Source organism: Tunturibacter gelidoferens, from assembly GCF_040358255.1.
Lineage (GTDB): Bacteria > Acidobacteriota > Terriglobia > Terriglobales > Acidobacteriaceae > Edaphobacter > Edaphobacter gelidiferens.
In genome coordinates, this window is the sequence record NZ_CP132938.1 from 5,007,685 (window position 1) to 5,020,401 (window position 12,717).

The following is a 12,717-nucleotide window of genomic DNA, read 5'->3' on the forward strand; positions in this document are numbered from 1 at the left end:
AGCAGAGTGATCTTTCAGCCCCCCTAATGGCTGTCTTGATCTTTGTTTTGGCTTGTTGCACTGCGACCAAAACTCTGACAACTCAATTGGGTCTAAACAAACGCATGCTCAAAATGAAGCGAATAAACATGCCCGCAGTTTTCTGCACTGTGACAGTTCTTTCGTTGCTGTCCGGTACGGTCTGGGCACAGAGCACAGCGAATGTGCAGCCGGACTCTACTGCCTGCCTTCAGTGCATTCAGGTCCGTGTTGGTCTTCCCCGTATCGTGCGCGGCCCCGTCGTGGCTGTCATAGACAATCACTTCACTGAGATCCCCCTTCCCAATGGAGGCTTCCGCGGCTTTGACGCGCACAGCGAGACGTACGCGATCGATGGGCATTCTCCGTGGGATATGGGTGGCCCGGAGCGCACCGTTCTCAGTCCCGGTAGGCCCGAAACATATGACTCCTGCGGGCAATGGCTGAACCATACCGAGCCTGTTGGCAATACGACCGTCGGTTTTATCCATGCCGAAACCGCGTGCCACTACCAAGCCAATTTTCAAACCCATATGTCGACGTCCCTTGCTGTCTCTACCGACTATGGATTGACCTGGAAGAGCTACGGACAAATTCTCACTGGCACGGATATGCCCACTGCCAATAAACAAACGGGGGAAGGCTCCTGCAGCACGGTTAATGGGCAGGACGGCTACTACTACGCCTACTGCTTCCGGAATAGGGATGGAGCGCTCATCGTGGCGCGCGGACCTGTCTCCGATCCGCTACCTGGCAAGTGGGCGAAGTTCTTTCAAGGCCGGTGGGACCAACCGGGACTGGGAGGCGATGCGACGCGTCTCATGAATGGTTCAGGCGTCAGCGTAGCCCGCTGGGCAACAACTGGCGAACTGGTGTTCACAGGCTGGGTGCATGGCGGACTGGGGCTCTTCCTAAGTAACGACCATACGACGCTTGCCAGTCTGCCAGAGCCGCTCTTGGGGCTCGATCCTGCAACATCCGCGCTTCCCCCTCCCTACGAACGCATTCTGTATCCAGTCTTGCTCGATGCAAAAACAGGAGCCAATCAGCTCTCGAATTCGTGGCTGCTGGTCTATGCTTATTGGCCACCCCATGAAGGCCGCGAGATGGAGTACCTCGTCTTCCGCGATGTAACCGTGTCGCTATCAAGCAAACCCGTCTCATCGCAAATCGGTATTCTGCTGGCACGTTGGTATGACGCAGCGCTGCATGATCGCTGGTCTACTACGGCTCCTGTTCCCGGCAATTACAGTTCTTACAAACTTGAGAAAGAGTCCGGTTATCTGATGACGGTTGCCGATGAAGCCAAACCCTCCGTCGAACTGGAAGACTGCGTTACTCAGCGGCCCGGACATCCTGACCATATGCTCGCAGAGAAAGGATTTTGCGAGACTAACAACTATCGACGCCTGCGCACAGCGGGTTGGGTGTATGCGAAAGCGCAACTAGGAACGATCCCACTTTACCGTTGCTACAACTCCAAGGATCAGTCTCACTTCGCGTCCAATGAGCCGGACTGCGAGAAGCTGGGAGACTCAGAGAAATTACTCGGGTATACCCTGGAACAATAAATAAAGTTGACCGTCAAGGTGAAGGAGATATTCGTGCCAGCAACTGAGCGATCTGGTTTTTCAGTAGTTCTCTACGCCATGACATTTCTTTCGTTGCTTTTCGAATTCGGCGCGGCTTCCGCTCAGGACGTCGTCCGAGGAGTCAACTTCGTTCATCCCTTGCAATTCAACGCAGCAGACCAGGATGCCAACCTTGCTCACATCAAATCAGCCGGAATCCGCGTCATCAGGTTTGGGATCGAAGAGGATCTGGATAAGAACATAGATTTTATGAAGCGGGCCTATGCCCAGAACATTGCGACTGTTCTGATCCTCCATGGCAAATATGCTCCTAACGCTCCCGTGCGGCCCTATCGTCCCAAGGAGTTTCCGGGGATGTGGGAAGGTCCGCCGATGTCCTACCTCGATCCTGATCTTTCCCGGCAATATTTTCAGCAGGTGATGGATAAGCTGGACGCCAATGGAATCGTTCTGGCCGGGCTGGAATTGGAGAATGAGATCAACATGGCGGGAAATAACCCGGACTTTCGTTTGCTCGGCGAAGGCAGAGTCCTCGGCCTGAACGATCTGTATCACGATCCTGAAGGACAGCAGGTTGCCAAGGGCTATCTGCAATACCTAAAAGAGCTAACTGCGCTGAAACAGGTGCGCGATCATTCAAAGCTCAACCAGCGCACGCCGCTGCTTCCCACAAGCTTGGTGGATATTGAGCAGGAGGGACCATGGCCAACGCCGAAAAACTATGACGGGGTCAGCCTGGGCGTTCCAACGCCATAACTAGTCCAGGTTGATCCAGACTGACTTTGACTCACTGACTGCGTTCAGCGTATCCAAACACTTATCGCGGCCGATGCCTGACTGCTTGAAGCCGCCCCAAGGTTGCGTCATATCTCCCAGGTCGTAACAGTTCACCCACACAACGCCGGCCTCCAGGTCGCGAGCTACTTTGTGCGCGGTGGTAACGTCCGATGTCCACACACTGGCCGACAATCCATAAATGCTGTCATTGGCGATGGCGACAGCTTCATCGATTGTCTCAAACGGCAGCACGGTGGCCACCGGTCCAAAGACTTCCTCACGCGCGATTCGCATCCCGTTGTTCACCCCAGTGAACAAAGTAGGTTCAACATAGGCTCCGTGGTCGAATCCCTCCGGCGTTTGGCCGCCCAACACCAGCTTGGCGCCTTCCTGCGTTGCGAGATTTATTTCTGAAAGAACGCTCGTTTGCTGATTTCGGCTAGCCAACGGCCCCATCGTAGTCGCGGTGTCCAGTGGATCTCCGATCAGGACGGTCTGGCGTGTTCTGGCTTTGAACCTCTCTACAAAATCATCATGAATACTGGCATCCACCAGGAGGCGCGAACCGGCGCTGCACATCTCTCCCTTATTGCCGTAAATGCCGTTGACCGCATATTCGACCGCAACGTCGAGATCGGGCACATTGGCAGTGATGATCTGCGGCGACTTGCCACCTGTCTCCACGGTGACCCGCTTCAGATTCGATTGACCCGAATACACCATCATCATCTTTCCGACATCGGTCGAACCCGTGAAACTGATCTTGTTGACGTCTGGGTGAAGCGCAAGAGCTTTGCCCACCGTACCGCCTGTTCCATGGACTATGTTGAGGACGCCCGGCGGCCCGCCGGCTTCCAGAAAGAGCTGTCCCAGTAAGGTTGCTGAAAAGGGTGAGATCTGTGCCGGTTTGAGAATGACGGAGTTGCCGATCGCGAGAGCCGGCGCCACCTTCCACGCCGCAATCAGCAGCGGATAGTTCCAGGGTGCAATACAGGCAACCACGCCGATTGGCTGGCGCACAATATAGTGGAACGCATTCGGGGCCGTTGTCGTTACTACTCCTTCGACCTTGTCGATGGCTTCGCCGAAGAACCGGAAGGTCAAGGCTGCGGCAGCGACGTCGCCATTTGCATTGAGCATGTCGGCGATAGGCTTGCCGACATTGACTGAATCCATGAGTCCCAAACGAAGTGCATTTTCCGTGATTAGATCGGCCATTCGGTACATCACCTGCATGCGGGCGCGCGGCTCCAGTCGAGACCAAACTCCCGCCCTGAATGCCGCACGCGCCGAGGTCACCGCGAGATCTACATCCTCGACGCCCCCCATCGGTACCGATGCTAACGTTTCATCGTTCGCCGGGTTGACCGTTTCAAATCGTTGGCCGGAGATGGCATCGACCAGTTTGCCATCGATAACCATCCGCGTCTCGGGCCTGAGCGCCGAAGCTTGTTGGTGGAAGTCTTGCGTGGGGACCTGCATTTGCACCGTAGTCATACTCGTCTCCTTTGATCAAGGCTGTGGCAATGCACTGCCGCTATAGGTCGAGAACGACGTCCGGACGTCCGCCATTTTGGTTTTCGCCCTGAGCCTTTCGCGGCACGGAGCAGCAGGGCAGAATCTCCCCTTCGCCCCGGTCAGCCAGCGGTTCGTCGAGATACTCTACGGCGCCATGAACAATCTTTGTCTTGCACGTTCCGCAGATTCCCGAACGGCAGCCGAAAGCGGGAGCAAGCCCAGCCTCTTCCGCAAGCTCGAGCAGAGTGCCATCTTCCCGGGACCATGCCGTCTCGGTCCCAGACCGGGCAAATTTCACGTGGACCGCACTCCCGTTGTGCTCTTCCGAAGGCTTTCTCGGCAACTCCGGTTTAAGTACCGTTCCTGGACCGAAGGACTCGTAGTGAATTCGCTCAGGTCGAACGCCAGTCCCAACTAGTCCTGCGTAGAGCGAATTCATAAACTCAGATGGGCCGCACAGGTAGAAGTCGTAGTCGCCCGGAGGCACAAGCGCAGTCACAAGGGTGATATCGACGCGGCCCTTGCTGTGATAGGTAACGCCGATCTCGTCCTCGGGTGAGGGACCACTTAAGCAGACGTGCACGCTTAGCGTACGGTGCTCGACTGCGAGTTCCTGAATACGCTTGCCAAATGCGCGGACTCGGCCATTTTGCGCGCCGTGAATAAAGTGGATCGGCCGATAGGTGCCGGTGCGGCGGCCCTCCTCAACGATGTGCTCGGCGATGGCCATCATTGGCGTGATGCCAACCCCGCCTGAGACAAGCACAACAGCTCGATTGCTGCTCTGGTCGAGAACGAACTTGCCGCGCGGCATCAAGGCGTGGAGACGAAAGCCGGTCTTCGCATTGGCGTACATGAACTGAGAGACCAGCGCAGCTCCCTCACCGCGCCTGATCGACAGCCGGTAGAAATTGGGGTTGTAACAGGTTGAGATTGAATAGGTCCGCAAAGCGGGCTCTGTGCGGCCGGGGATCGTCACACGGATAGGCAGGAACTGACCTGGTTCCCAGCGATATAATGGGTCACCGTCTACGCGGCGGAGATAAAAGGAGCTGATGATTTCGCTCTCTCTTTCAACTTTGGCAACCTCTAGTTCCACATAGGAGTTGCGCTCGCTTTCCGCGGCGGCGGAAGCGGTTGGAGCTGCGCTGATTGTTGTCGAGACCGGGTGCGAGCTGGCTGCAGGCAATTCTTCGAGCCTCCCTGAGTTCTCAGACAACGCCTGGACAACGAGCTTTTGGAAATGGATGCAGAGGTGCTCGCTGTTGATCAGGAACCGGCCCCGATCAGGCATGCCACCCAAGAGCCCGTGCTGCACGGAATTGGTGAGAACGTCGTCTTCGTAACCCACCTTCTTGTTGAAGGCGATCAGATCATGAGCGAACTGCTCCGACACACCGGGCCCAAAATATTGTTCCGAGAATCCCTTGGCCTTGTTCGGTCCGTCAGGGACCCAAACATCAATGGAGAGGTTAGGAAACCCCGGATTGATGTTGACCGTGACATTAGGCCACAACAGGTGATATTGAGCCTGCGTTATCTCGCCGCGCGCGTCATAGATTTCGACAGCGGTCTTGCCTTCGAGCGCCGACTGACGCACCTGCCCCAGCTGACTCGCGAACCAGCCATGCGTGGTGAGGTTGTAGTTTTCCTGCTTTACATCAATTGCTGCGCTAAAGCCGGGATGTGCCACGGCGCAGTGGTAACACTCGAGATAGTTCTCAAGCATCGTCTTCCAGTTCGCTTCGGCGGTCCAGGAGTCGCGGCTGTATAGCTCGAGACTTTCCAGGTGGATGCCGCTTCCAGCGAGGATGTTGAGCAGATCGCCGTAGTACGAGGCAAGAGACTTTGCCTGGGAGTCAAGATTGACAAAGACGAATGGGCCCAGCGTCTCCGCTCGAAGCGGCAGAAGTGGATAGTCTTCCAGCCGGAAGTTGCGTTCAGCAGCCGAGCGCGGCGCGCCCTTTAGGCAACCGGTAAGATCGTAGGTCCAGGCGTGATATCCGCATTGCATCATCTTCGCGTTTCCGCGGCCCTTCATCACTTCATGCCTGCGATGGCGGCATACATTGACGAAGCCCGCCAACTCTACTTCGTTGCGGATCACGACAACGGGTACTTCGCCCGCATAGCCGGTAATGTAGTCGCCCGGATTCGCCAGCTCCTTTGCCGGGCCTATGTAATTCCAGGTCTTCCGAAAAATCTTTTCGATTTCACGCGTCGTGATAGCGGGGTCCGTGTACCAGTGGGCGGGAAGCGATTCGCCGCGATCAAGCGCTGCGAGCAAACTAGCGGGGGTCTCGGTGACTTGGCTTGGAATGATCTGGATCATAGGATTTACCTCCTTGACTTACTCTTTTCAAGAATGGACTTCACCGTGCGCGCCGGCTCCCTTTGCGGCTATTCCGTCAGACGCCGCGGCAATCATCGTTCGTTGCGGACCCGTCTTGATGAGAAAGGGAACAGACAGCAGCAAGATTGCGCTGACGCAGAGTAAAACACCCCAGAAGTTAAGCAATCGGGCCGCGGCAGAAGCGAGCGTTGCGGTGGCCAACATTCCTATGGAATAAAAGACGTTGTACACCGCGTACACTGCCGAATAACAAGACATTCCAGATCGATCGACAACGTTGCCGAGTTCCGCCGACGCCGGGTTGAGCATGAAGGCAAACGCGATATTGATCAAAGATAACGTGACGCCGACCAGGATGACACCCTTGAAGAGCGCCAGGAAAGGAAGCGTGGCCGCCATTGCGATCGTCCCCAGAACGATCACTCTTTGGATAGGAATCCGCTCTGACACGCGGCCTACAAGGGGGGCGCTCAAGCCGTACACAGAGGTCGAGACCGTAAAGATGATGCCGATTGCCATCGATGTTGCGCCGTAACGCGCCAACCGTACAGGCAAGAGCGGTTCGATGATTCCCACAGAAAACGCGGCTAGAGCGATAGCCACAGCAGGGACCTTCAGCGATTTGTTGAGCATCAAAGCACGAAGGTCGACCGGCTCGTTCCGTTGTTTCCCACCTGCTGGAACAAGAAGAGCGATCAGGGCTGCCGCGATTACAAACGCGACGCCGGTGATGAGAAAGGGCAACCTATAGCCGCCTGCGCGATGGAGGAGTCCGCCGGCAATCGGCCCGATCACTGAACCGAATGTGCCGCCAGTAAATGCATAACCCAGCATCACCACACGCTTTTCGACATAGTTTGTCGCGATGAGTGCAAGACCCGAGGTCCAGAGCGCGGCCGAGGCGGCGCCTTGGCAGAACTTCCCGAGTAGCAGCAGCGAGAGGCTCGGCGCCGCGCCCAACAGCGATACTGCACAGACCGCCAACGCCGTACCACACAACATGGTTGATCGGCCGCCGATGCGATCACCCAAGTACCCGAAGACTGGAGTCACCAGCAGGACACTGATTGCATATACGCCGTAGAGCAACGCAAGATGTCCTTCACCTTTCAACCCGGCGGGAGAATGAGCTACCAAAGGGAAAAGGAGGCCGTAAAGGAAATAGTCGAGAAACAGAGCAAATGCGATGACGGCGACCATAGCTCGGGAATGACTGCCCAGTGCGTCACTTGCACGGTCTTGAATTATTTGAGTCACGACGTCCATCACTAGAAGAGAATTACGCTCAGAAGCTTTTGCGTTAGCCCGACCTGTTTGAGATCGCGCAGGCAAAACACGACTAGCCACGGATCTGTACGTCAGAAATCTGAGGGCCCTATACCAGATTCAGCCAGGGAACAACTTCCGAACAGTCGGGGCGACTGTCTGGTCTCTTTCGTTGGCATCGCCAGCAACGCAATCTATTGCTTCTAAACGCTCTGTGATGTACGGTGCGAGAAATGCCGATCCCGGGGGAGAACAGTCTAATCCTTTCCACCATCAACCGCCAAGCTCTTGATCCAAAGCGTCAGTAACTTCAGAGTTCACTCCAAACCATTCCGGCCGTGAACCTCTCTCTGCGCGGGGACACATGGGTGTGGCGACTGAACAGGTCGACTCAACGACTCTAAGACTCTAAGTTGGTCCACGATCAATTCGATGATGCATCGTCCGACAAAATAGACCTCGTGAACTCAACGCTAACCTTAAGGCGATATAGCGGCATTTCAGCCAATTATCCGCCAGGCGAGAACTGTGCTTCTAACTGCGCTAGAGCCCATGTTGATTGTTTCGAGGATGAGTTCGAAGTGGGGCAAGCTTCCATCGGGGCGACGTATGCGATCAAGAAATGGAAGAAGCTGCGAGTCGTCGGATACGAAGTCCCAGGAGCTCTCGGTACCCGCCATCGACGTGCCTTCGAGGATAAGGGTGTTACCATTGTCGCCAAGGTTGGGCAGAAACGCGACAACTCCGTACACGTGATGCTGCGGATCGGCGAGCGAAGACTCCCATCGCAGCGGCTCACCCTTGCGGGGCGACCGGTTGAACACCGAAAAGACGCGAATCTCATAGTTATCCGAAAATACGAAGTTCATATTGCGTTCGTAGAGTTCAACCCAGGGGTTTGCTTCGGCCGCTCCGACGAGGATGGCGTTTCCAGACTTGAGGTCGTTTGGCCGGAGATCGCGAGCATAGCGGACCTGCAATTTCGAGCGATCCGCCAGGGCCAACCGATTGAGAGACTGCGCGATCTGAAGGTCAACGATGGAGGTATATCTTCGATTCGCCAAGTCATTTTGCATAGCCTGCTGGGCGGTGGAAGCTGCCGCCGGAAGGGTTCGGTACTCCCCTTTGATGTAGTTATCGAGGTTGACGTGTTGTTTCGCGAAATTGCCAAAGAGAACCAACCCGCTATCGCCTGGAACGAGCAGAGTGGATTGATCGGGCAAGAACATGCGGCTCCACAGAGGATGAACAGGCGGGCGGCCCTCCGGTGAGATGGATAACACTCCACGATGAATAAGGACCGCTGCGAGGATCGCACTCGATAGCAGCACTATAAGCACCCCAGGGCATTCGTTTAGTATCGATACGCTTACGACTACGCCAACCGGTTGTATACCTTTGCTCAAGAGCTCGCAAACCCTTCGCACCTAAGACTTGGGAATAAAGGAGGCGATTGTGGCTAAGAATGCCAACGAAGAACTCAAGAAGCTAAAAAATCTGGGGGACAAGATTGCCGACGAGCTGACCCGGTTTGCCGGGTCCATGACGTTTGTCTATGTCCACACCTTGTGGTTTGGCTTATGGATTGTCGTAAACTTGGGTGCGCTGGGCCTCGCGCTGGTTTTTGACAAGTATCCTTCGGTCTTTTGACTCTAATCGTTTCACTCGAAGCCATATTTCCTTTCAACGTTTGTCATGATCTCGCAAAACCGGCAAGCCAAATCCGCGGAGGTTCGATCAGAACTGGACTATGAAACCAATGTTAAGGCTGAGCAGGAAATCGAGCTCATCATGACAGCCCTGGATCGAATAGCCAGTAAGCAAGGGGTGGACATTTCGGACTTGATCTCACAGCACAAACGTGTCCGAGAGGCAGCCAAATGATGCGGTCAGTTACTTGCGCTTCGATATCGCGCCCGGGATTTTGGTGGACCCGATGAAAATGTTCAAGCGAGCTTTCATGAAGTTCATTTGGACCGCGATCGTTTGAACCAAATTGTATAGTCCTGCCCTGCCTGCGATCGTCGTTGAGCCACGCAGGACAAACGCGCATAATTGACCTGCCCGGTGATCGGCGCATCATTCAGATGCGTTGATCAGAGCGTTGATCGGTCTGCCGCATCGACACAATTCGGAAACATCCCCGTTGACCCGCCCCTTCGAACAACCTGAAGGTCGAGTCGAGGGATGGCTCCTCGGGCAATTATGGCCTTTTGGACAAGAAGCGCTTTGCTGAACTTCTCATTAACGGGATTTTGAGCAACTTAAACTCTCAGGCTGGAGCGACACGGCGACGTCACCGGAAGCGAGACTTCGCAGGCGCTTGAAGCAGGTCAGTGCCAATGTTTAGAGGTAAAACAGCTTTCGTATGGGGGCGGCTGAGCATAGACTTGCGCCATGTTTCACACAATGCATCAAAACCTGCCCAGATGTTCCATACTTCTGGTTGCTAGCCTTTGTCTGAATCTTGCCGTATCAGCACAAAGTGCGCCGAAGGTTGTGCCCGATACCGATCTGCCGCTCTCAGCGGAGCAGACGGCGCGGGCTACCGGAATGTTGCCGCTCTTCGATCGCATACGGGAGCTATCGTCGGAATCGTCTTCTGAGAATCGCTGGGAACTGTTCTTCCAGCGGCAGCAGGCGCTGATGGAGGTGACCTCGGCATCGCTGGAAGTAGATGCGGCGACTGGGCAGATGGATGTGGAGATTGCGGAGACGCGAGAGCTGCAGAATTACCTGACGACGCATCGGGACAGCCAGGTTGGCCGGTTGAACCTGGTGAGCATTGCAATTGGTGGAACCGCGGGCACGGCGAGCTCAGCGCTTGGGCTGACGACCCATGCCCGTGCCGCGAGTGTGACTGGTATCGTTGCGGGGTCGGCGACGGCGGTGCTGTCGCTGATTGGCCTGCGGATCAGCGAGGGGCCGAAGCGGGAGCTGGAGGTGAAGAGCAATATGTTGAGCGAGCTCTTCGACCGTCCTGCCAATGACAGAAATGTCTATTCAAAGGTCGTGGCTACTTTCATGAACTCACCCGTGCCCGGCGACCCGGATGGCCTGACACGGCAACAACGGCTGATCCGCGGTTGGGTGCAGGTGGGGCGGATTCCAGAACCGGAGTCGGCGAAGGGACACGAGAAGATTGTCCAAATTACGAGCATGCCAGGAGAGAAGATCAAACAGACCATAGGTGATCTGGATGACCGGCAGGCGATGTTGTATGACTTTCGCGCACGGCTGACGCATATGAAGCGAGACCTAGCGATTCTGCTGGGGAGCATACCGAGTGAGATGCCAATGAACCCTCTGCCGGGACCGAAGCCCTAGGTTAGACGCCTGGACTTGAATTACGAAGAAGGCGGAGGGCCAGTTGGCACCTATACCGAGATTTAGGCTGTTTGTGATTGCATGCACGTTGTTTGGCGCCACCTTCATGCTCCTCGTCTACTTCTGGAAATAATCCAGGACCCAACCATCATGAGCCCCGATATGCCCGTTTTGTTCCACCATGAAGGGTAAAGTCGAGCAACCATTGCGTTGCGAGGCATCTCACACCTAGATTGGAAATCCAGATCTACCAACGGTCTTAAACCTTATCACCATCCGATGACGTATCCGTCTTCTCGTGGGTCAGCGCCTCCGGACCGAAATCCTGAATTGAGATCGATGACAATTCCATTGACCCTTCCTATGTCATCACCCACGGACTTAATTACATAACCCTTTGCGCGCAAGGAATCGATCGTGTTCTCGGGAATCCTATCCTCGACATTGAATACCGGCTTTATCTCTGTCCCAGTCTCTTGTTGGCCCCCATAGACCATGCGCGGCTCAGTAATTGCTGTTTGGATGTCCTGATTAAAATCAACCACGTTCAAAATCACTTGAACAAGCCGTTGCCAGATTCCATCGTTACCTGGGGTGCCAAGCGCCATAAACGGCTTACCGCCTTTCAATACAATAATTGGACTTTCGTTAGAGCGGGACCTTTTACCTGGTTCCAACCGCGAGGGGTCGTTCGCGTCAAGATGCAGATGCCTCATCTCGTTACTGAACAAAACTCCCGTGTTGCCGACGACAACGCCGGAGCCAAACTCTGCACCTAAGGTCTGGGTCAAGGCAACCATGTTTCCATCCGCATCCACAGTATTCATATGGGTTGTGTGAGATTCGACAGGTTGATCGACATCGCCAGCGGTAGTTACCGACATGGTTGAGTCGAGATGAATAAGATCACTGCGCCGTTTGGCGTATTCCTTTGACAGAAGACGATTCACCGGTATCTTCACGAAGTTGGGGTCGCCAACATAACGGTTGCGATCGGCGATCGCCAGTCGCATCGCTTCACCAACAACGTGCAGATATTCAGGTGAATTTTGGCCAAGCGATTTCAGAGGGAAGTTTTCTAGAAAATTCAACTGTTCCAGAACTGCGATTCCGCTACTACTTGGCGGCTGGGTATAGAACGTGTATCCGTGATAAGTGGTCGAGATCGGCGTAACCCAGGATGCCTGGTATGCGCGCAGGTCCTCTCGTGTAATGATGCCGCCTTCCTTTAGGTAAAAGTCAGCTATTTGAGTTGCGATCGATCCCTGATAGAAGACCGCGGCGCCCTTGGCGGCAATCTCTTTGAGTGTTCGTGCAAGATCAGGTTGTCTGAAGATTTCGCCTGGCTGGGGGACGTGACCGTTCGGCAAAAACACTTTGGCAGAAGTCGGAAACATTGAGAGCAACTCGCGCTTTTCGCTAATACTGTCGCTAAAGGGTTTCCTCACGACAAACCCATTCTGTGCGAGATCAATAGCAGGCTGCAGTACGACCGCCCAGGGCAGTTTTCCGTAGGCAGCATGAAGCGTCTCCCACCCCTTCAGACCGGAGGGGACGGGTGCCGAGAGTACTCCACGTGAGTAATCTTTTCCCGTATAGAAGGAGGCTGTGGCTCCTTTTGGTGCAGTTCCATAAAAGTTGAGAGCACGGACCTCGCGTGTCTTTGCAATGTAAATCGTTGCGAATCCATTGCCTCCAGCCGAAGACATTCGTGGATCAACCACAGCAACTGCGGCTGCAGTTGCGACTGCAGCATCAAAGGCGTTGCCGCCCTGCTGCAAGATGCGCATGCCCGCCTCCGATGCAAGCGGGTCAAGCGAGGTGACCATTGCTTCCCTTGCCGTTACCAACGGTCTGGGTGCAAGC

Annotated in this window: 8 protein-coding genes and 1 pseudogene; 4 read left to right on the top strand and 5 right to left on the bottom strand. The window is 55.1% G+C overall.

Annotated elements, in window-relative coordinates:
- Positions 1–128: 128 nt before the first annotated feature.
- Complete coding sequence (locus tag RBB81_RS21615) at positions 129–1,589, top strand: hypothetical protein (protein WP_353072099.1); 1,461 nt, start codon at positions 129–131, stop codon at positions 1,587–1,589.
- A gap of 33 nt (positions 1,590–1,622) precedes the next feature.
- Complete coding sequence (locus tag RBB81_RS21620; protein WP_353072100.1) at positions 1,623–2,366, top strand: hypothetical protein; 744 nt, start codon at positions 1,623–1,625, stop codon at positions 2,364–2,366.
- Here RBB81_RS21620 and RBB81_RS21625 read toward each other — a convergent pair whose 3' ends face one another.
- The 4 genes from RBB81_RS21625 to RBB81_RS21640 all read right to left on the bottom strand — a co-directional run bounded on the left by RBB81_RS21625 (position 2,367) and on the right by RBB81_RS21640 (position 8,753).
- Positions 2,367–3,884 carry an aldehyde dehydrogenase family protein gene (locus tag RBB81_RS21625; RefSeq protein WP_353072101.1) on the bottom strand — a complete coding sequence of 506 codons (1,518 nt, stop codon included), beginning with the start codon at positions 3,882–3,884 and terminating at the stop codon, positions 2,367–2,369.
- Positions 3,885–3,924: 40 nt separating this feature from the next.
- Entirely contained in the window at positions 3,925–6,237 is a 2,313-nt protein-coding gene (locus tag RBB81_RS21630; protein ID WP_353072102.1) for an SRPBCC family protein, read from the bottom strand.
- Between the two features lie 27 nt (positions 6,238–6,264).
- Positions 6,265–7,605: an MFS transporter gene (locus tag RBB81_RS21635; protein WP_353072103.1), complete on the bottom strand. Its 1,341-nt coding sequence runs from the start codon at positions 7,603–7,605 to the stop codon at positions 6,265–6,267.
- A gap of 419 nt (positions 7,606–8,024) precedes the next feature.
- Entirely contained in the window at positions 8,025–8,753 is a 729-nt protein-coding gene (locus RBB81_RS21640; RefSeq protein ID WP_353072104.1) for a hypothetical protein, read from the bottom strand.
- Between the two features lie 313 nt (positions 8,754–9,066).
- Between RBB81_RS21640 and RBB81_RS21645 the strand changes: the two are divergent.
- Positions 9,067–9,408 (top strand): annotated as a pseudogene (locus RBB81_RS21645) (DUF1003 domain-containing protein).
- Positions 9,409–10,023: 615 nt separating this feature from the next.
- The gene (locus tag RBB81_RS21650; protein ID WP_353072105.1) at positions 10,024–10,851 is read left to right on the top strand and encodes a hypothetical protein; all 828 of its coding nucleotides are present in this window, start codon (positions 10,024–10,026) and stop codon (positions 10,849–10,851) included.
- Positions 10,852–11,120: 269 nt separating this feature from the next.
- Here RBB81_RS21650 and ggt read toward each other — a convergent pair whose 3' ends face one another.
- Complete coding sequence (ggt, locus tag RBB81_RS21655) at positions 11,121–12,680, bottom strand: gamma-glutamyltransferase (RefSeq protein ID WP_353072106.1); 1,560 nt, start codon at positions 12,678–12,680, stop codon at positions 11,121–11,123.
- Positions 12,681–12,717 lie beyond the last annotated feature (37 nt).

Excerpts from the sequence above, each read along its gene's own strand:
- RBB81_RS21615 (WP_353072099.1), top strand. The coding sequence starts at position 129 with ATGCCCGCAGTTTTCTGCACTGTGACAGTTCTTTCGTTGCTGTCCGGT.
- RBB81_RS21625 (WP_353072101.1), bottom strand. The coding sequence starts at position 3,884 with ATGACTACGGTGCAAATGCAGGTCCCCACGCAAGACTTCCACCAACAA.
- RBB81_RS21630 (WP_353072102.1), bottom strand. The coding sequence starts at position 6,237 with ATGATCCAGATCATTCCAAGCCAAGTCACCGAGACCCCCGCTAGTTTG.
- RBB81_RS21640 (WP_353072104.1), bottom strand. The coding sequence starts at position 8,753 with ATGTTCTTGCCCGATCAATCCACTCTGCTCGTTCCAGGCGATAGCGGG.
- ggt (WP_353072106.1), bottom strand. The coding sequence starts at position 12,680 with ATGGTCACCTCGCTTGACCCGCTTGCATCGGAGGCGGGCATGCGCATC.